Source organism: Pseudomonas auratipiscis (genome assembly GCF_036324085.1).
Lineage (GTDB): Bacteria > Pseudomonadota > Gammaproteobacteria > Pseudomonadales > Pseudomonadaceae > Aquipseudomonas > Aquipseudomonas auratipiscis.
In genome coordinates, this window is the sequence record NZ_JAZDCU010000004.1 from 117,426 (window position 1) to 135,810 (window position 18,385).

The 18,385-nt window shown below is 57.4% G+C and carries 16 protein-coding genes; 7 read left to right on the forward strand and 9 right to left on the reverse strand.

All coding sequences use genetic code 11. The annotated features are described in order from the left end of the window. The first annotated feature begins 26 nt into the window (after positions 1-26). A complete protein-coding gene (locus V0R60_RS07165) occupies positions 27-2,435 on the forward strand; it encodes a glucose/quinate/shikimate family membrane-bound PQQ-dependent dehydrogenase (RefSeq protein WP_330080171.1) in 2,409 nt (802 codons plus the stop codon). Between the two features lie 129 nt (positions 2,436-2,564). After that, a complete protein-coding gene (gene lon / locus V0R60_RS07170; protein ID WP_330080172.1) occupies positions 2,565-4,988 on the forward strand; it encodes an endopeptidase La in 2,424 nt (807 codons plus the stop codon). Between the two features lie 57 nt (positions 4,989-5,045). Here lon and V0R60_RS07175 read toward each other — a convergent pair whose 3' ends face one another. Both V0R60_RS07175 and V0R60_RS07180 read right to left on the reverse strand, forming a co-directional pair. Continuing rightward, positions 5,046-6,053, reverse strand: a complete 1,008-nt coding sequence (locus V0R60_RS07175; protein WP_330080173.1) for an alpha-xenorhabdolysin family binary toxin subunit B — start codon at positions 6,051-6,053, stop codon at positions 5,046-5,048. A gap of 13 nt (positions 6,054-6,066) precedes the next feature. After that, positions 6,067-7,230 carry an alpha-xenorhabdolysin family binary toxin subunit A gene (locus V0R60_RS07180; RefSeq protein WP_136474837.1) on the reverse strand — a complete coding sequence of 388 codons (1,164 nt, stop codon included), beginning with the start codon at positions 7,228-7,230 and terminating at the stop codon, positions 6,067-6,069. A 120-nt stretch (positions 7,231-7,350) separates the two neighbouring features. Between V0R60_RS07180 and V0R60_RS07185 the strand changes: the two genes are divergently transcribed. The 3 genes from V0R60_RS07185 to cmoB all read left to right on the forward strand — a co-directional run bounded on the left by V0R60_RS07185 (position 7,351) and on the right by cmoB (position 9,534). Next, the gene (locus tag V0R60_RS07185; RefSeq protein WP_136474836.1) at positions 7,351-7,752 is read left to right on the forward strand and encodes a protease inhibitor I42 family protein; all 402 of its coding nucleotides are present in this window, start codon (positions 7,351-7,353) and stop codon (positions 7,750-7,752) included. An 85-nt stretch (positions 7,753-7,837) separates the two neighbouring features. Continuing rightward, a complete protein-coding gene (gene cmoA / locus V0R60_RS07190; protein ID WP_136474835.1) occupies positions 7,838-8,581 on the forward strand; it encodes a carboxy-S-adenosyl-L-methionine synthase CmoA in 744 nt (247 codons plus the stop codon). Then, positions 8,578-9,534 (forward strand): tRNA 5-methoxyuridine(34)/uridine 5-oxyacetic acid(34) synthase CmoB, encoded by a 957-nt coding sequence (gene cmoB, locus V0R60_RS07195; protein ID WP_330080174.1) that lies wholly within the window; start codon positions 8,578-8,580, stop codon positions 9,532-9,534. Before cmoA ends, cmoB begins: the two co-directional genes overlap by 4 nt. A gap of 74 nt (positions 9,535-9,608) precedes the next feature. Here cmoB and V0R60_RS07200 read toward each other — a convergent pair whose 3' ends face one another. Next, on the reverse strand, positions 9,609-9,815 hold the full coding sequence (locus tag V0R60_RS07200) for a hypothetical protein (protein WP_136474833.1): 207 nt from the start codon (positions 9,813-9,815) through the stop codon (positions 9,609-9,611). 269 nt (positions 9,816-10,084) lie between these two features. Here V0R60_RS07200 and V0R60_RS07205 point away from each other — a divergent pair, with 269 nt between their 5' ends. Together V0R60_RS07205 and V0R60_RS07210 are read left to right on the forward strand one after the other, a co-directional pair. Further along, positions 10,085-10,759, forward strand: a complete 675-nt coding sequence (locus tag V0R60_RS07205; RefSeq protein ID WP_136474832.1) for a heavy metal response regulator transcription factor — start codon at positions 10,085-10,087, stop codon at positions 10,757-10,759. Then, a complete protein-coding gene (locus tag V0R60_RS07210) occupies positions 10,756-12,150 on the forward strand; it encodes a heavy metal sensor histidine kinase (RefSeq protein ID WP_136474831.1) in 1,395 nt (464 codons plus the stop codon). Before V0R60_RS07205 ends, V0R60_RS07210 begins: the two co-directional genes overlap by 4 nt. A gap of 163 nt (positions 12,151-12,313) precedes the next feature. Here the strand turns inward: V0R60_RS07210 and pdxJ are convergent, their stop codons facing one another. From pdxJ to lepA, 6 genes are all read right to left on the reverse strand, one after another. Beyond that, on the reverse strand, positions 12,314-13,039 hold the full coding sequence (pdxJ, locus tag V0R60_RS07215) for a pyridoxine 5'-phosphate synthase (protein ID WP_371922310.1): 726 nt from the start codon (positions 13,037-13,039) through the stop codon (positions 12,314-12,316). 62 nt (positions 13,040-13,101) lie between these two features. Further along, positions 13,102-13,785, reverse strand: coding sequence for a DNA repair protein RecO (gene recO / locus V0R60_RS07220; protein WP_330080175.1), 684 nt, complete (start codon positions 13,783-13,785; stop codon positions 13,102-13,104). A 56-nt stretch (positions 13,786-13,841) separates the two neighbouring features. After that, positions 13,842-14,744, reverse strand: coding sequence for a GTPase Era (gene era, locus V0R60_RS07225; protein WP_038607646.1), 903 nt, complete (start codon positions 14,742-14,744; stop codon positions 13,842-13,844). Next, a complete protein-coding gene (rnc, locus tag V0R60_RS07230) occupies positions 14,737-15,426 on the reverse strand; it encodes a ribonuclease III (RefSeq protein WP_136474828.1) in 690 nt (229 codons plus the stop codon). Before rnc ends, era begins: the two co-directional genes overlap by 8 nt. A gap of 179 nt (positions 15,427-15,605) precedes the next feature. After that, the gene (gene lepB / locus V0R60_RS07235; RefSeq protein ID WP_136474827.1) at positions 15,606-16,460 is read right to left on the reverse strand and encodes a signal peptidase I; all 855 of its coding nucleotides are present in this window, start codon (positions 16,458-16,460) and stop codon (positions 15,606-15,608) included. A gap of 9 nt (positions 16,461-16,469) precedes the next feature. Continuing rightward, positions 16,470-18,266: a translation elongation factor 4 gene (gene lepA / locus V0R60_RS07240; protein WP_136474826.1), complete on the reverse strand. Its 1,797-nt coding sequence runs from the start codon at positions 18,264-18,266 to the stop codon at positions 16,470-16,472. Positions 18,267-18,385: the final 119 nt, after the last annotated feature.

Here is an 18,385-nt window from a genome sequence, read left to right on the forward strand (position 1 = left end):
CCTTTCCCTTTAACGGAGAACACAAGATGAGCACAGAAGGTGCCTTGAGTAGAACCCGCTGGCTGCCGCGCCTTATCGGCGTGCTGTTGCTGCTGATGGGCCTGGCCCTACTGGCGGGCGGCATCAAATTGAGCCAACTCGGCGGCTCTTTGTATTACCTGATTGCCGGTATCGGTTTTGCCCTGTCCGGCATTCTGCTGCTGGCCCTGCGTCGGCATGCCCTGGGGCTGTACGGTGCAGTGCTGCTCGGCAGTACCTTGTGGGCGTTGTGGGAAGTGGGTCTGGATTGGTGGCAACTGGTGCCACGTCTGGCGCTGTGGTTCGCTTTGGGGGTAGTCCTGCTGCTGCCATGGGCCCGCCGACCGCTGCTCGGCAACCCGTCGAAAATCAACCCGGCCCTGTTGAGCCTGGCGGTTGTCCTGTCGGGCGCCACCGCCGTGGCCAGCCAGTTTACCCATCCGGGCGAAATCAAGGGCAAGCTGGGTCGCGACAGCACAGGCTTGAGCAGCACCGCGCCGCAAATACCCGATGGTGAATGGCAGGCGTACGGTCGCACCGAGTTCGGCGATCGCTATTCTCCGTTGCGCCAGATCACCCCCGACAACGTGCATAAGCTGGAGGAAGCCTGGCGCATCCGCACCGGTGATCTGCCAACCGACAACGACCCGGTGGAGCTGACCAACCAGAACACGCCACTCAAGGTCAACGGCATGCTCTACGCCTGCACTGCGCACAGCAAGGTACTGGCCCTGGACCCGGACACCGGCGCTGAAATCTGGCGTTTCGACCCGAAAATCAAGAGCCCGACGGGCTTCAAGGGCTTCGCTCACATGACCTGCCGTGGTGTCTCGTATTATGACGAGAACAACTACGTCAATGTTGACGGCAGCCCTGCGCCGAAGATCTCCGATGCTGGCCAGGTTGTCGCCCGCACCTGTCCACGCCGTCTTTACCTGCCTACCGCAGATGCTCGCCTGATTGCCCTTAACGCTGACACCGGTAAAGTCTGCGAAGGCTTCGGCAACCAGGGGGTCATCGATTTGACCACTGGCATCGGCCCGTTCACTGCCGGTGGTTACTATTCCACGTCGCCTGCGGCGATCACCCGCGAACTGGTGATCATTGGCGGCCATGTAACCGATAACGAGTCGACCAACGAGCCATCCGGAGTGATTCGCGCCTACGATGTGCACGATGGGCGCCTGGTATGGAACTGGGACAGCAACAACCCGGATGAAACCGCGCCCCTGGCCGCGGGCAAAACCTACAGCCGCAACTCGGCGAACATGTGGTCGCTGGCCAGTGTCGACGAGAAGCTGGGCATGGTTTTCCTTCCCCTGGGCAACCAGACACCTGACCAGTGGGGCGCTGATCGCACCCCCGGTGCAGAAAAGTTCAGCGCCGGTATCGTTGCCTTGGACCTGGCCAACGGCAAGGTGCGCTGGAACTACCAGTTCACCCACCACGACCTGTGGGACATGGACGTTGGCAGTCAGCCGACCCTGCTCGATCTAAAGACCGCAGACGGGGTAAAACCGGCATTGATCGCGCCTACCAAACAGGGCAGCCTGTACGTGCTGGACCGTCGTGACGGTACACCGATCGTACCGATCCACGAGATCCCGGCCCCTCAAGGTGCGGTAGAGGGTGACCACACCGCGCCGACACAGGCTCGCTCGGAGCTCAACCTGCTTGGCCCGGACCTGACCGAACAAGCCATGTGGGGTGCAAGCCCGTTCGACCAGATGCTGTGCCGCATCCAGTTCCGTGAACTGCGCTACGAAGGTCAGTACACCCCGCCATCGATCCAGGGCAGTCTGGTCTATCCGGGCAACGTTGGCGTGTTCAACTGGGGCAGCGTCTCGGTCGACCCCGTGCGCCAATTGCTGTTCACCTCGCCGAATTACATGGCATTTGTGTCGAAGATGGTGCCGCGTGAGCAAGTCGCTGCCGGCAGCAAGCGCGAGAGCGAAACCAGCGGCGTGCAGCCCAACACCGGTGCCCCATACGCGGTCATCATGCACCCGTTCATGTCGCCACTGGGCGTACCTTGCCAGGCACCAGCCTGGGGCTACGTCGCCGGTATCGATTTGACGACCAACCAAGTGGTGTGGAAGCACAAGAACGGCACCAGCCGTGACAGCTCGCCGATTCCGATTGGCCTACCCATTGGCGTGCCAAGCATGGGCGGTTCCATCGTCACCGCCGGCGGTGTGGGTTTCCTAAGCGGCACCCTGGACCAGTACCTGCGCGCCTATGACACCAACACCGGCAAGGAATTGTGGAGCTCGCGTCTGCCAGCAGGCGGCCAGGCCACGCCAATGACCTACACCGGCAAGGACGGCAAGCAATATGTGCTGGTGACCGCCGGTGGCCACGGCTCGCTGGGCACCAAAATGGGTGACTACGTAATTGCTTACAAATTGGCTGAATAGGCCCTAGCGACAAGCGACAAGCTGCAAGCTGCAAGCTGCAAGTCCCGCAATCCCATCTTGCAGCTTGTAGCTTGAAGCTTGGAACCTAAGTCCCCATCTAAGCACCATAGCCATTTTCGCAGGTGCCCCATGAGTGATCAGCAGGATCTACCGGAACAACTCGAGGATTACGCCAAACTCGAGCATCCTGAAGCCTCCGCTAAAACAGGCCACAACCTCGCCCTGCCCGACCAGCAACTGCCGGAAAGGGTTTATGTCATCCCGATTCACAACCGCCCGTTCTTCCCCGCGCAGGTACTGCCGGTAATTGTCAACGAAGAACCTTGGGCGGAAACACTCGATCTGGTCTCCAAGACCCCCCATCACTCCCTGGCCCTGTTCTATATGGACACGCCGCCAGAAGATCACCGCCACTTCGATACGTCAGCGTTGCCGCTTTACGGCACCTTGGTAAAAGTCCATCACGCCAGCCGCGAAAACGGCAAGCTGCAGTTCGTCGCGCAGGGCCTGACCCGGGTGCGTATCCGTACCTGGCTCAAACATCATCGCCCGCCCTACCTGGTCGAGGTCGAGTATCCGCGTCAACCCAGCGAACCGACCGACGAGGTAAAAGCCTACGGCATGGCCCTGATCAATGCGATCAAGGAGCTGCTACCCCTCAATCCGCTGTACAGCGAAGAGCTGAAAAACTACCTCAACCGCTTCAGTCCCAACGATCCGTCGCCGTTGACCGACTTTGCTGCGGCACTGACTTCGGCTACCGGCAACCAATTGCAGGAAGTGCTCGATTGCGTACCCATGCTCAAGCGCATGGAGAAGGTCTTGCCGATGCTGCGCAAGGAGGTCGAAGTTGCTCATTTGCAGAACGAGATTTCTGCAGAAGTAAACCGCCAGATCGGCGAGCATCAACGCGAGTTTTTCCTCAAGGAGCAACTCAAGGTAATCCAGCAAGAGCTGGGGCTGACCAAGGATGATCGCAGCGCGGACCTGGAGCAATTCGAGCAGCGCTTGCAAGGCAAGACATTGTCGGCAGCCACAAAAAAACGTATTGATGAAGAGATGGGCAAGCTGGCGATTCTGGAGACAGGTTCACCCGAGTACGCGGTCACCCGTAATTACCTGGACTGGGCGACCGCGTTGCCATGGGGTGTCTATAGCAAGGACAAACTTGACCTCAAGCACGCACGAAAAGTGCTCGATCAGCACCATGCCGGACTCGACGATATCAAGGATCGGATCCTGGAGTTCCTCGCCATCGGTGCCTGGAAAGGCGAAATCAGCGGTTCTATCGTTCTGCTGGTCGGCCCACCTGGTGTGGGTAAAACCAGTGTCGGCAAGTCCATTGCGCAATCCCTGGGGCGACCGTTCTATCGTTTCAGTGTTGGTGGCATGCGCGATGAGGCAGAAATCAAAGGGCACCGACGCACCTACATCGGCGCGCAACCGGGCAAGCTGGTCCAGGCGCTGAAAGATGTCGAGGTCATGAACCCTGTGATCATGCTCGATGAAATCGACAAGATGGGGCAAAGCTACCAAGGTGATCCCGCTTCAGCCTTGCTGGAAACTCTCGACCCCGAACAGAACGTCGACTTCCTCGACCACTATCTGGACCTGCGTCTGGACCTGTCGAAAGTATTGTTCGTGTGCACGGCCAACACGCTGGACTCGATTCCCGGTCCGCTGCTTGACCGCATGGAAGTCATTCGTCTATCGGGTTATATCACTGAGGAAAAACTGGCCATTGCCAAACGCCACTTGTGGCCCAAACAGCTGCAAAAAGCCGGTGTCGTCAAGACCAGCGTGAGTATTACTGATAGTGCGCTGCGCACTGTCATTGAGGGCTACGCTCGCGAGGCAGGGGTCCGCCAACTGGAAAAGCAGCTCGGCAAATTGGTGCGTAAAGCGGTGATGCAACTGCTGGACAACCCGCAAGCCAAGATCAAGATCGGCCCCAAGGATTTGGAAGCCTCTCTGGGCATGCCCGTGTTTCGCAGTGAGCAGGTGCTGTCGGGCAAAGGTGTGATTACGGGCCTCGCCTGGACCAGCATGGGTGGCGCTACGCTGCCGATCGAAGCTACCCGTATTCATACCCTCAACCGCGGCTTCAAGCTGACCGGGCAGCTAGGCGATGTGATGAAGGAGTCGGCCGAAATTGCCTACAGCTATGTCAGCGCCAACCTCAAACAGTACGGCGGTGACCCGACCTTTTTCAATGAAGCGTTCATCCATCTTCACGTACCGGAAGGCGCCACTCCAAAGGATGGACCGAGCGCAGGCATAACAATGGCCAGCGCTCTGTTATCCCTGGCCCGAGATCAGCCCCCGAAAAAGGCAGTGGCCATGACCGGCGAACTCACCTTGACCGGGCAGGTGCTACCCATTGGCGGGGTCCGTGAGAAAGTCATTGCAGCGCGCCGGCAGAAAATTTTCGAATTGATCCTGCCGGAGGCCAACCGAGGTGATTTCGAAGAATTACCGGATTACCTCAAGGAAGGCTTGAGCGTGCATTTCGCCAGACGCTTCAGTGAGGTAGCCAAGGTGTTGTTCGAGTGATTTAACGCTGCAAGCCATCAGCGCGGGCGTAAAAGCCCGCGTCATCGGTTGGCTGAGTTAAAGGTACTTACGAAACTCGGCAACGACAAATTGTGCATAAGCCCTCAACCCGAAAGCCACAGCGTCCAGCCCTTGGGCACTATCGACATCAGCGACCTTTACCCCACGCAATCGGGTGTGTGCAGCATCCAGCTGAATGCAGATCTGTTTGTTTTCATCCAACCACTGCTGACGGATCTCGCCTAACGACAAATATCGATCAAGCGCCTCCAGATAACCCTGCAACTGCCTGGAACGAGATACTAAGTCAGCTTGATCGGTCTTCAATTCCTTGATTTGTGCCACCAATGCTCGTCGTTGCTCCTGCAACTGCGAATAACGCATGCTTTCCTCTAGGCCGCCGACAAGCTTGCCAACAGCCTCCAGTGCTCTCTCTACGGCCGCTACAGCCGCAGCCGGTGTCGTGCCCATGCTGACCAGTTCCTTAACCTGATCGACCGTTGGTAGCTTTCCCTCAAACAATGTATCCAAACCGTTGGATTCAAATACGTCGATTGCATCCTCCAGTTCGCCGAGATCCTTTTGCTTACTACTTAAGCTGTCGGCACAAAGTTGCTCGTCACTGGTGGTCCGCGCCTGTGCCGTCTGGTAGCCGCTTACATCGCGGCTCGCATCATATACAGGGAGGCTCTCGACCGTTTTCACGGCGGCTACGACACCGTCCTGTAACATCCCCAACTTCCTGCAGATATTATTTACCGAAACAGTGATCTCCCCGATGAAAAAATCCTTTTCTTCCGCGTCCCCTGCCTCGCGGAGCTTACCTGTCAATTTAGATAGATTTTCCGACTCGATACTTATTACGAGTGTTTCAGCATTGCTCGCAAACCCCTCGACAGCCGTCGTGATAGCGTTGTAATGACGCTCGATCGAACTATGTAGCATGGGCAGAAAGCCGAAGGTATTCTCCTTCCAGAACGCTGCGTAGGCCGATCTTGCAGCGAGGAACTTTTCCATGTCGGGGTTGGCCAATGAAGCGTTCAGCGAAACGACATTATCATTCATAAAAATAATTCCTTTATTTAATCGAAGCCGCGTCATCGAATACGCCATTCATATGCCTGGCGAAACTTCCTATCCCCTTCCATTGATCAACGAAGTTGCCAAAGAACAAAGCAAATTTGTACAGCTGCTGGTTGGACTCCACGCGATTCAGATGGGTAATCGAGGCGTCGATGTATTTACCGATCATGTCCCAGGCAGAGTGCAGATGAGAAGAAGCCGTCAGTACATCACGTAGCCGTGTTTCCAGTTGACCCATCTGCGTATTGAGTTCTTCCAGAAGGCCCTCGAGCCTGATGGCAGCTTTCAACTTTTGGCTAGTTTCCGCCCGCTCCGCCTGGCGAGCGTTGCGCTCCTTACGAACTTTTTCCGCTTTTGAACCATAGATTGAACCCGTTATAACCGCACCCAACGGTCCTGCCGCCAGTCCCGCAAGGGCTGCCTTCACATAATGGTCATACTCGCTACCAAGGCGTTTGATCTCGTTATCGAGGCTTACCAAATCCTCGCGTAGTTGTTCGATTTTCCCGCTGCTCTGGCGGCGCTTGAGGGCGTGAAGCTTGCGAATGACCAATGGCGCCAAGACTTCCCGCGCCACATCGCGAAACTCTTTGGTCTGTCCGCCTACAACAGTGACATTCTCTGCGAACTGCGCCACATCTTTTCGCAGGACGTCCATGAAACCGACAAGATCTTTCACCGTGCCCTTATCTATCAACGTGAGCTCGACAGGCTCATCGAAGCTGATGCTTTCCCACCTATCCCTCGATTTGCCAATGGCCACGGTTTTTTCCAGCGTTTTCAGTATGTATTGGCCTGTGCTGTCGATGCTGCTGGCGCTGGAGGCCAATTGAAAACCAAGGGCCTTGCTAATATCCGCCAACTCGACCCAGCTGCGTCCGTGCTGCTGCAATTGCTTATGCAAGTCACACATACTGGACGGCATTAACTCCGCTTCACTGATTGTCGAGTATCCCAACCACTCAATCACGGCATCAGTGGTGCCTGGCAGGCTGAATACATGGTTGGCATATTGATTGAGGGTGATAATGTGTTCCCGCGTCAGGGTGAGCCCGCCGTCATTGGGACCATCGCGCTCTGCCATACCCTGGATGAGGTTAGCGGGCAGGCGTTCAGCCTCTGCCTGCAATTGGTCGAAATTTTTTTCTGCACTGTCCATAGTTACGCCCCTGGTGATAGGCCATGTGGCCTGGGACTTGAAACTATTACTGATGAGTACTGCCGAGCAGAGGGCAGCTTTTCCCGAATGCCAATACTGGCCCGAACGAATGGATCGTCGATGAAAATCAACTGCAAATTACTCGTCCTTGGCTTGCCCCTGCTGATGGCCGCATGCGCTCAGACGCCAGGCAAGCACGATAACCTGGTATTGGAAAAAGCCAGCCAATGCCCCGTGCACCTGGAGATCAACCAGACGCTCACCCTCACCCTGCCGAGCAATCCCAGCACCGGCTACCGCTGGTTGCTGCAGAACCCTGCTTCCGGGATATTGAGAAGCTTGGGCCCCGAGGTCTACAGTCACCCGGAAGATGCAGGGGTGGTAGGAAGCGCGGGGCAATCGGTATGGCGCTTTCAGACGCAAGCCGCCGGCGAAGGTCATCTGATATTGGTTTATCAACAACCTTGGGCCCCTGAAGTGCGCCCGGTGCAGACCTTTGATTGTGCTATCAACGTGAAGTAACCGCGCTGGTCAGCCAGGCCATGCATCGCCTGGCAAGTTTGGCTAAAATGCCCGCCTTTTACCGCCTAATGCCTGGATTGTCCTTGTGAGCAAAGAACCTGACCGCCTATTCGCCCAGCCGCTTGGCCAGGTACCCGACTTCGCCTTCAACGAAGACGTGGTGCGCGTGTTCCCGGACATGATCAAGCGCTCAGTACCGGGTTACCCGACCATTGTCGAGAACCTTGGGGTGTTGGCTGCACAATTCGCTCAGCCGAACACAGCCCTGTATGACCTGGGCAGCTCGCTGGGTGCCGTGACCCAGGCACTGCGTCGGCATGTACGTAGCGACGGCTGTCGGGTTATAGCAATAGACAACTCCGCCGCCATGGTAGAGCGCTGCCGCCAATACCTCACGGCCCAGGACTCGATGTTCCAGGAACTGTTGCCGGTAGACGTAGTCGAGGGAGACATTCTCGCGCTCGAGTTCCAGCCTGCTTCGGTGGTGGCAATGAACTTCACCTTGCAGTTCATTGCACCAGAGCAGCGCCTGGAACTGCTTGCTCGTATCCGTGCTTCGCTGCTACCAGGCGGCGCACTGATTCTTTCCGAAAAATTGCGCTTTGACGATGCCCAAGAGCACGCCCTGCTCACCGACCTGCATGTTGCATTCAAGCGTGCCAATGGCTACAGCGAACTGGAAATAGCCCAGAAACGCAGCGCCATTGAGAACGTGATGAAGCCTGACAGTTTTGAAGAACACCGTCAGCGCTTGTTGGCAGCCGGTTTCTCCAAAGTAGTGCCCTGGTTCCAATGCCTTAATTTTGCCTCGTTGATTGCCCTGCCATGATTGATCTATCCCCGTTGGTCCGCCGTTTGGCGGGTACTCCCCTCGCACAATGGTCGCAAGGCCTGCAAGCACAGCTGGACGCCAAGATGGACAAGGGCCATGGCGACCTGGAGCGCTGGCAGAATGCCCTGGATGCGCTTCCGGCGTTGCAGCCAAGCACAGTGGACTTGCTCAACGGTCTGAACCTGGATTGCGAGTGCGACCAGGACACTCGCGACCGTATGCGCCAGGCCCTTATGGGGTTATCGCCCTGGCGCAAAGGGCCGTTTGACCTGTTCGGTGTACATGTAGACACCGAGTGGCGTTCGGACTGGAAATGGTCGCGCGTTGCTCCGCATCTGGATCTCCAGGGCAAACGAATTCTGGATGTCGGCTGCGGCAATGGTTATTACCAGTGGCGCATGCTCGGCGCCGGCGCCGACAGTGTGATTGGCGTCGACCCCAACTGGCTGTTCTTCTGCCAGTTCCAGGCCGTGCAGCGGTATCTGCCCGACCTTCCTGCCTGGCACTTGCCTTTCGCGCTGGAAGATCTGCCAGCCAATCTGGAAGGCTTCGATACCGTATTTTCCATGGGTGTGTTCTATCACCGTCGCTCCCCCATCGAACACCTGCTGGCGCTCAAGGACTGCCTGGTAAAAGGCGGCGAGTTGGTGCTGGAAACACTGGTGATCGAAGGCGATGAGAATCAGGTCCTCGTGCCCGAAGACCGTTACGCGCAGATGCGCAATGTCTGGTTTTTACCTTCAGTTCCAGCCTTGGAACGCTGGTTGCGCCGCGCCGGCTTCAGCGATGTACGCTGCGTGGATGTGAGCGTCACCAGCGTTGAAGAACAGCGCAGTACCGAGTGGATGCGTTATCAGTCGCTCAGCGACTTCCTCGACCCAGCCGACCACAGCCGTACTGTTGAAGGCCTGCCCGCGCCGCGTCGCGCAGTGCTGGTGGCGCGTAAATAAAAAAAGGCGCCCACAAGGGCGCCTAATATTCACCTTTTTCCAAAGGAGCTGGGGAGCTTCGAAGGTGAATGGAGCTACTCTTTGGCCACTTGCTGCTGAGCGTTCTCGCGCTTCTGCGCAGCGAATTTGGCGATCGCCTGATCCTTGTCGCCGTGGATCTGCTCCTGGCTCAGACGGAATTTTTCCCAGAACTGTTTCGAACGTTCTGCGCCGCCTTCGGCCAGTGCGGCGCCACTGCCCAAGGCCAGAACAGCCATCAGCGCATATTTGATCAGGCTCATGTTGCTCACCTCGTGATTGAATTTCAGTACGGTTCAATCTTACGAAAGGCAAGCTAACAACAAGGTGAGGCGCAAATTACAGTGTTGAAAGAAACCAGCCCGGGTGGTGGCGAGCTAGCGCCCCAGTAAAACTGTCGAAAATTACAATTCTGTAATTCAGCCGAAATCCAGCAAAAGATGGCTTAGTATCCGCCGTTCGATGCCCGCCCTTGACCCTGCAGCTACTTCAGGGTTGAAAATCACGTCCTTTCTCACCGTCGAGTCATTTCATGCGCTTATTGATCATCGAGGACGAGCTTCGTACCGCCGATTACTTGCAACAGGGTTTGAGTGAAAACGGCTATATCGTCGATTGCGCCCACACCGGAACCGACGGCTTGCACATGGCCCGCCAGCACGCCTACGACCTGATCATCCTCGACGTCAACCTGCCTGAGCTCGATGGCTGGTCTGTGTTGAAGCAGCTTCGCGCCGACGCCAGCACCCGAATCATGATGTTGACGGCACATGGTCGCCTATCTGATCGCGTCAAAGGCCTGGACCTGGGGGCCGACGATTATTTACTCAAGCCCTTCGAGTTCCCCGAACTGCTCGCGCGAATTCGCAGCCTGTTGCGACGTAACGATCAGAGCCTGCAACCCAGCACTTTGAAAGTCGCCGACCTGGAACTTGATCCGGGTCGCCACCGCGCTTACCGCAACGGACAGCGTATCGATCTGACGGCCAAAGAGTTCGCGTTGTTGCATTTATTGATGCGTCAAAGCGGCGAGGTGCTGTCTCGCACACAGATCATTTCATTGGTCTGGGACATGAATTTCGATTGCGACACCAATGTCGTCGAAGTCTCGATTCGCCGCTTGCGAGCCAAGATCGATGATCCCTTCGAGGACAAACTGATCCATACCCTGCGAGGCGTCGGCTATGTACTCGAGGCACGCGAATGAAGCCGGCCAGGCTGTCCCTGCGCCTGGGCATGAGTGTCAGCCTGATGGGCGCTGCGTTGGTGTTGCTGTTGGCATGCCTGGCTGTGCTCGCCCTGGACCACGAACTGGATAGTCGGGCACGCAAAAGCCTGGCCGCAAAAATGACCCAGATAGAGCATGGCCTGAGCATCGATCTGAAGGCCGGCGACCTGCAAACCTCGGCCCACCCCTTACTGGATGTAGTGATGGGACATGACAACCTGAGTCTGAGTGTAATCGCCCTGACCGGTCGCCACTCGGCCTTGCTCACGCTGGGGCCGGGGTTGGATGCCCAAGCGCTGATGCAGATTCCTATCCACCCCCACCTGAACTTCAATCAATGGCGCGACAGCAATGACAATCATCTGCTGACAGCCTCGCGCCTGATGCGTCTCAATGATGGGACGCAAGTGCATGTGCTGCTGACGGTCAATTTGGCCGACGACCATAGCCTGTTGCTGGCCTATTTGCGCTCGACCCTGTTTGCCTTGCCGCTACTAGTACTTCTGATTGGCTTTGGCGCCTGGATAGTGGTGCAGCGAGGCCTTGTCCCACTGCGCCGCTTCCGCCAGATCGCCGAGCAAGTGTCGGCCCAGCAATTGGCGCTACGCCTGCCAGTGAAGGACTTGCCCCATGAACTCAGCGAATTGGCCAGCACCATGAACATCATGCTTGATCGACTGGATGGAGGCGTGCAGCAGCTTTCACAGTTCTCGGACGATCTGGCCCATGAGCTGCGCACCCCCATCGGTAACCTCATGGGCAAGGCTCAGGTCACCCTGGCCCGAGAGCGTCCTATCGAGCAATACAAGGACGTACTGGAAGCCAGCATCGAGGAACTGACCCGTCTGAACCGCATCATCAATGACATGCTGTTTCTCGCCCAGGTCAGCCAGCCTGATAGTCAAATTCCGCTAAAAGCGGTCTGCCTGGCCGATGAAGCCAAGCGCGTCAGTGAGTTGTTCGAGTTCAGCAGTGAACAGAAGGATGTCAGTGTGCAGGTGCATGGCTGGGGCACGATTATGGCTGATCGCCTGATGGTGCAACGGGCGCTTTCGAACGTGTTGAGCAACGCCATCCGCCATAGCCCACAGGGGCAACGCGTTGAAATTGGGATTGAGCGGCACGGTGACGAAGTATGCATGTGGGTCGAAAACCGCGGACCGGGTATTGAGCCGGCGCATCTAGCACATTTATTCGAGCGCTTTTACCGCGTCGGCTCCGGACGTTCTCGCCTTGAGGGTGGCACCGGGTTGGGCCTGGCGATCGTGAAGTCGATCATGCTCGCGCATGGGGGCCGAGTTGAGGTGAGCAGTGAACTCAATGGTATGACTCGATTCAGCCTGATTTTTCCGGGTGCGCAAGCAGGTTGAAATGCTGCCCCGGTGCAAACCGGCTTGCTGCGCAATCTGGCGCAAGCGGCAGCCAATCCAGCGTACTCGATGCATCAGGCATATCCGACACCGAACGGCTCGCGGGTGTCGGTATGCTTTCACAGGTCAGCAAACTGGCCGCCTTTACATCCGCTGTGCACTATCAGTGGCGGCTAGCTGCCATGATCAGCGCTTTCATCTCCGCGACTGCCGACTTGAACCCAACAAACAGCGCATGTGCGACCAGCGCATGGCCAATGTTCAACTCGTTGATGCCCTTGATCGCAGCAACGGCTTCAACGTTGTGGTAATGCAAGCCATGACCGGCGTTGACGATCAGGCCCTGGCTCAAGCCAAACGCCACGCCATCGGCAACGCGCTTGAGCTCCTCGGCGACTTCAGTCGGCGTTTGGGCATCAGCATAGCGACCGGTGTGCAATTCAATGGCAGGCGCGCCTACACGGCGCGAGGCTTCGATCTGGCGCTCATCGGCGTCGATGAACAGCGAGACTTCCGAGCCCATGCGTGACAGGCGCTCAACTGCGGCTTTGATCCTTGCTTCTTGACCCGCCACGTCCAGGCCACCCTCGGTGGTCAACTCCTGACGAGTCTCTGGAACCAGGCAGATGTGTGCCGGACGGATGCGCTCAGCGAATACCATCATTTCTTCGGTGACGCCCATTTCGAAGTTCATGCGCGTCTGCAGCACGTCCTTGAGCACCAATACGTCGCGCTCCTGGATATGCCGCCGGTCTTCGCGCAGGTGCACGGTGATGCCGTCTGCACCGGCCTCCTCGGCGTCCAGCGCAGCCTTGACCGGATCGGGATAACGCGTACCACGCGCCTGGCGCAGGGTCGCCACGTGGTCGATGTTCACGCCGAGGAGCATGCGGTTGCTTTGAGTCACGAAGAGGCTCTCCTGATGATTTAGCCTGACAGCATACGTCGTGCTCAGCGCTTGCGAAACAGTTCCCGACTGACCAGCGGCTTTGTCCCCAAATGTACGGCCAGAGCCTGACGCATCAAGCGCTTGGCTGCGTTCAAGGCGCCGGGAACATCCCAGGCAGCTTCAGCCATGGCCATAAGCGCCTCGCCACGGAACAAACCAGGTTGCTGCAGGTAGACCCGCTCAAGCCCTGCATCCACTTGCAGACGGTACAAGCCATCACTGAGCAACGGCTCACCATTGATGTCCTGATCCAGGGCGAAGGCATAACCCAATTCATCCAGCAGGCGCCATTCGAAAGCTCGCAGCAGAGGCTCCAGCGGGCGCCCGGCAGCCAGCGCTGGAAGGGTCGCGGCATAATGCGCGAACAAGGCAGGATGCGGGTCTTCGGCTGGCAACAGGCGAATCAACAACTCGTTGAGGTACAGACCACTGAACAGGGCATCGCCACTGAGCCAAGCGGCCACGCCGACGCTATCCAGGCGGCCGACGGTCTTCAGCTCGCCGCGTCCACGAAACTCGACTTCAAGCGGCACGAACGGCCGGGCCTGACTGCCAGCCTTACCCCGAGCACGACGCAGCACTGCGCGCAGACGCCCTTGCGGGGTGAGGAAGTCCACCAACGCACTGGTCTCACGGTAGGCTCGGCTGTGCAGCACGTAGGCCGGTTGGCCGTCTGGCAGTTCCATGCGTACGCTTCAGGAAGAATGTGACCCGACAGCGGCTGCTGCCGGATCTGATGCGATCAGAGGTCGCCGTAGCCCAGCGAACGCAGGGCGCGCTCGTCGTCGGACCATCCACCTTTGACCTTGACCCAGAGGTTGAGCATGACTTTGGCGTCGAACAACACTTCCATGTCCTTGCGCGCCTCCGAACCGATGCGCTTGATGCGCTCACCCTTGTCGCCAATGATGATCTTTTTCTGGCCATCGCGCTCGACCAGGATCAGCGCATGGATATGCAGGATCTTGCCTTGTTGCTTGAACTCTTCGATTTCCACCGTGATCTGGTACGGCAGTTCGGCGCCCAACTGGCGCATGATTTTTTCACGCACCAGTTCAGCAGCAAGGAAGCGGCTGCTACGGTCAGTAATCTGATCTTCCGGGAAGAAGTGATCATTTTCCGGCAAGTGCTTGGCGATCAAGCCTTCCAACGCTTCAAGATTATGACCTTGCTGCGCGGAAATCGGCACGATTTCGGCGTTCGGCAGTTGTTCCTGCAACCATTGCAAGTGGGGGATCAATTCAGCTTTTTCTTCGATCCGGTCGGTCTTGTTGATCGCCAGGATCACCGGCCCCTGCACGTACTGCACGCGCTCGAGCACCAATTGGTCTTCGTCGGTCCATTTGGTACGGTCGACGACAAAAATCACCACATCGACATCTTTCAAGGCTGCCGATGCAGTTTTGTTCATGTAGCGGTTGAGCGCCTTTTCGTTGCTCTTGTGCATACCCGGGGTATCGACGTAGATCGCCTGGATATCACCTTCGGTCTTGATTCCCAGCATGTTGTGCCGAGTGGTCTGAGGCTTGCGCGAGGTGATCGCCAACTTCTGACCGAGAATGTGATTGAGCAGCGTCGACTTGCCAACGTTCGGACGCCCAACAATAGCGACATAGCCGCAGCGGGTGGTGTTTGTATCAGTCATTGCCATTCTCCACGCCCAGGGCGATCAGTGCTGCGGCAGCCGCCACTTGCTCGGCGATACGCCGGCTAACACCTTGCCCCCGGCTTTTTTCGGTCAAAAGGGTCACTTCGCATTCGACGAAAAACGTCCGGCAATGGGGCTCACCTTGAATATCCACCACTTCGTATCGCGGCAGTTCGCAGGCCCGCGACTGCAAGAATTCCTGCAGACGGGTTTTCGGGTCCTTGTTGGTATCGACCAGGGTCAGGCTCTCGAACTCACCGGTCAGCCAGGCCAGAACGCGCTCGCGGGCGGTCTGCATGTCCGAATCCAGGTAGATTGCACCGATCAACGCCTCAAGGGCATCAGCCAGGATCGATTCGCGGCGAAAGCCTCCGCTTTTCAATTCACCGGAGCCCAGCCGCAGGTACTCACCCAAGTCAAAACCCCGAGCCAGAACAGCTAGGGTTTCACCCTTGACCAATCGCGCTCGCAAGCGCGACAACTGGCCTTCACGCGCTTGGGGGAAGCGCTCGAACAGCGCCTCACCCGCAACGAAGTTCAGTATCGCATCGCCGAGAAACTCGAGACGCTCATTGTTGCGCCCGGCAAAACTGCGGTGCGTCAGGGCCAGCAGCATCAGCTCCTGGTTCTTGAAGGTATAACCGAGCTGGCGCTCGAGGCGGCTCAAAGGAACGCTCACAGTGTACCCACGCGCAGTTCGTGGTCGATATTCAACGCTTTGTTCAAATCAACATCCTGAAAGACTATTTGGCTCATGCCCACTGGCTCGATTGGTACGGGAGGATCAGCAGATCCCCATGAACACAGCCTATGCCAGAAATGCATTCGGCGCTGTCTGAGGACAGCGCCGTTGTGGTGTTACTTGATCAGACCTACCCGCGAAAGATTCGGGAAGTGGCTGAGTTTTGGCTCTGGCCAGCTCATCCAGACGGCGAAGGCCTTGCCGACGATATTCTGGTCGGGGACCATGCCGTGCAGCGCCTTGGGAATATTGGGATCATCCCAGTAGCGGCTGTCGTTGGAGTTGTCGCGGTTGTCGCCCATCATGAAGTAGTGGCCAGCCGGGACTGTCCACTGCTGATCAGGCGGCATACGGTAGCGGCTCATCTCCTTGCGGATCAGGTGCTCGGCCTCGCCCAGCTTTTCCTTGTACAGTTCAGCGCTGCCCAAGGTGCCTGGTTCGGTGCCTACCAATCGCTCGGCGATTGGCTGACCGTTGACGAACAGCTTCTTGTCGCTGGTGTAGCGGATCTGGTCGCCCGGCAAGCCAACTACACGCTTGATGTAGTTGACGTTCGGATCGCTCGGATAGCGAAACACCATTACATCGCCACGCTGCGGGTCACCCACCTCGATGACCTTCTTGTCGATCACTGGCAGACGAATCCCATAGGAGAACTTGTTCACCAGGATGAAATCGCCCACTTCCAGGGTCGGCTTCATCGATCCCGAAGGGATCTGAAAAGGCTCGACCAGGAACGAACGCAGCACCAGGACGATGAACAGAACCGGGAAGAACGACTTGCCGTACTCAATCAGCAACGGCTCCTTGTTCAATTGCTCGACCACTGCCATTTCTGGCTGGCTGACGCTGCCCTGATAGTTGGCGATCGCCGAACGCCGGCGCGGAGCCAGGAACAGCAGATCGACCAGGGCCAACAGACCGCAGACGGCAACGGCGATGACTAGCAACAGCGGGAAATTTAGCGACATAGGACCTAATTATTCCAACCTGAGCACGGCAAGGAAGGCTTCTTGTGGGATTTCCACGTTGCCGACCTGTTTCATGCGTTTCTTACCGGCCTTCTGCTTTTCCAACAGCTTGCGCTTACGGCTTACGTCACCACCGTAGCATTTGGCCAGTACGTTCTTTCTGAGCGCCTTGACAGTGGTTCGCGCCACAATCTGCCCGCCAATGGCGGCCTGGATTGCCACGTCGAACATCTGCCGAGGAATCAGTTCCTTCATCTTCTCTGTCAATGCGCGGCCCTTGTAGTGCGCATTGTCGCGGTGCACGATCAACGCCAGGGCGTCGACCTTGTCACCGTTGATCAGTACATCGAGCTTGACCAGGTTAGCCGACTGGTAGCGGTCGAAATGGTAGTCCAGCGAAGCATAGCCGCGACTGGTGGACTTCAAGCGGTCGAAGAAGTCCAGTACCACTTCGTTCATCGGCAGGTCGTAGCGCACTTGCACCTGCGAGCCGAGGAACTGCATGTCGCGCTGCACCCCACGCTTCTCGATACACAGGGTAATGACGTTGCCCAGGTGCTCTTGAGGCACAAGGATGGTCGCAGCTACGATCGGCTCACGGAAATCCTCTACCGAAGACACATCTGGCAGCTTCGATGGGTTATCAACGTAAATGGTTTCGCCAGTCTTGAGCTTGACCTCGAAGATTACGCTCGGCGCAGTGGTGATCAGGTCCAGGTCGTACTCGCGCTCCAGGCGCTCCTGGATGATTTCCATGTGCAGCATGCCCAGGAAGCCGCATCGGAAACCGAAGCCCAGTGCATCGGAGCTTTCAGGCAGGTATTGCAGCGACGAGTCGTTCAGGGTCAGCTTTTGCAGCGCATCACGAAAATCTTCGAAATCTTCGGAGCTGACCGGGAACAGGCCGGCATATACCTGAGGTTGAATACGTTTGAAACCTGGGAGAACTTCGACATCGGGAGTAGAACTCAAGGTCAGGGTGTCACCTACCGGCGCCCCGCCAATGTCCTTGATACTCGCAATGATGAAACCCACTTCACCGGCCTTCAGGTCAGCGGTGGCGGTGTGCTTCGGATTGAACACGCCCACGCTGTCGACCAGGTGCACCTTGCCGGTGGACTTCACCAGGATCTTGTCGCCTTTCTTCACTCGCCCGTGGCGCACACGCACCAGGGACACAACGCCCAGGTAGTTGTCGAACCAGGAGTCGATGATCAGCGCCTGCAGTGGTGCTTCGATATCGCCGGTAGGCGCGGGAATGGTTTGCACCAGTCGCTCCAGCACCTCGTCCACACCCATGCCGCTCTTGGCACTGCAGGCCACGGCGTCGGTTGCGTCAATGCCGATGATCTTCTCGATCTCGTCCTTGACCTTGTCCGGATCAGCCTGCGGCAGGTCCATCTTGTTCAGCACCGGCATGACCTCAAGGCCCTGCTCGATGGCGGTGTAGCAGTTGGCAACCGACTGGGCTTCAACCCCCTGGCCGGCGTCGACGACCAGCAACGCTCCTTCGCACGCAGCCAGGGAACGGCTCACTTCATAGGTGAAGTCTACGTGGCCTGGGGTGTCAATGAAGTTCAACTGATAGGTTTTTCCGTCCTGCGCCTTGTAATGCAGGGTGACGCTATGGGCCTTGATGGTAATACCGCGCTCACGCTCCAGGTCCATGGAATCGAGTACCTGGGCTTCCATTTCACGCGCGGAAAGGCCACCGCACATTTGAATGAAACGGTCGGCCAGCGTCGACTTGCCATGGTCAATGTGGGCGATGATGGAGAAATTGCGGATATGACTCAAATCACTCACGGGTCAACACTCAATAAGGCTGCGGGCCGGACGCCCACCGAAAAATAGCCGGGAATTGTACCTGAAGCTGAAAGGTTATGGGAGATTCCATATTGCCTAATCGCGGGGCAAGCTCGCGC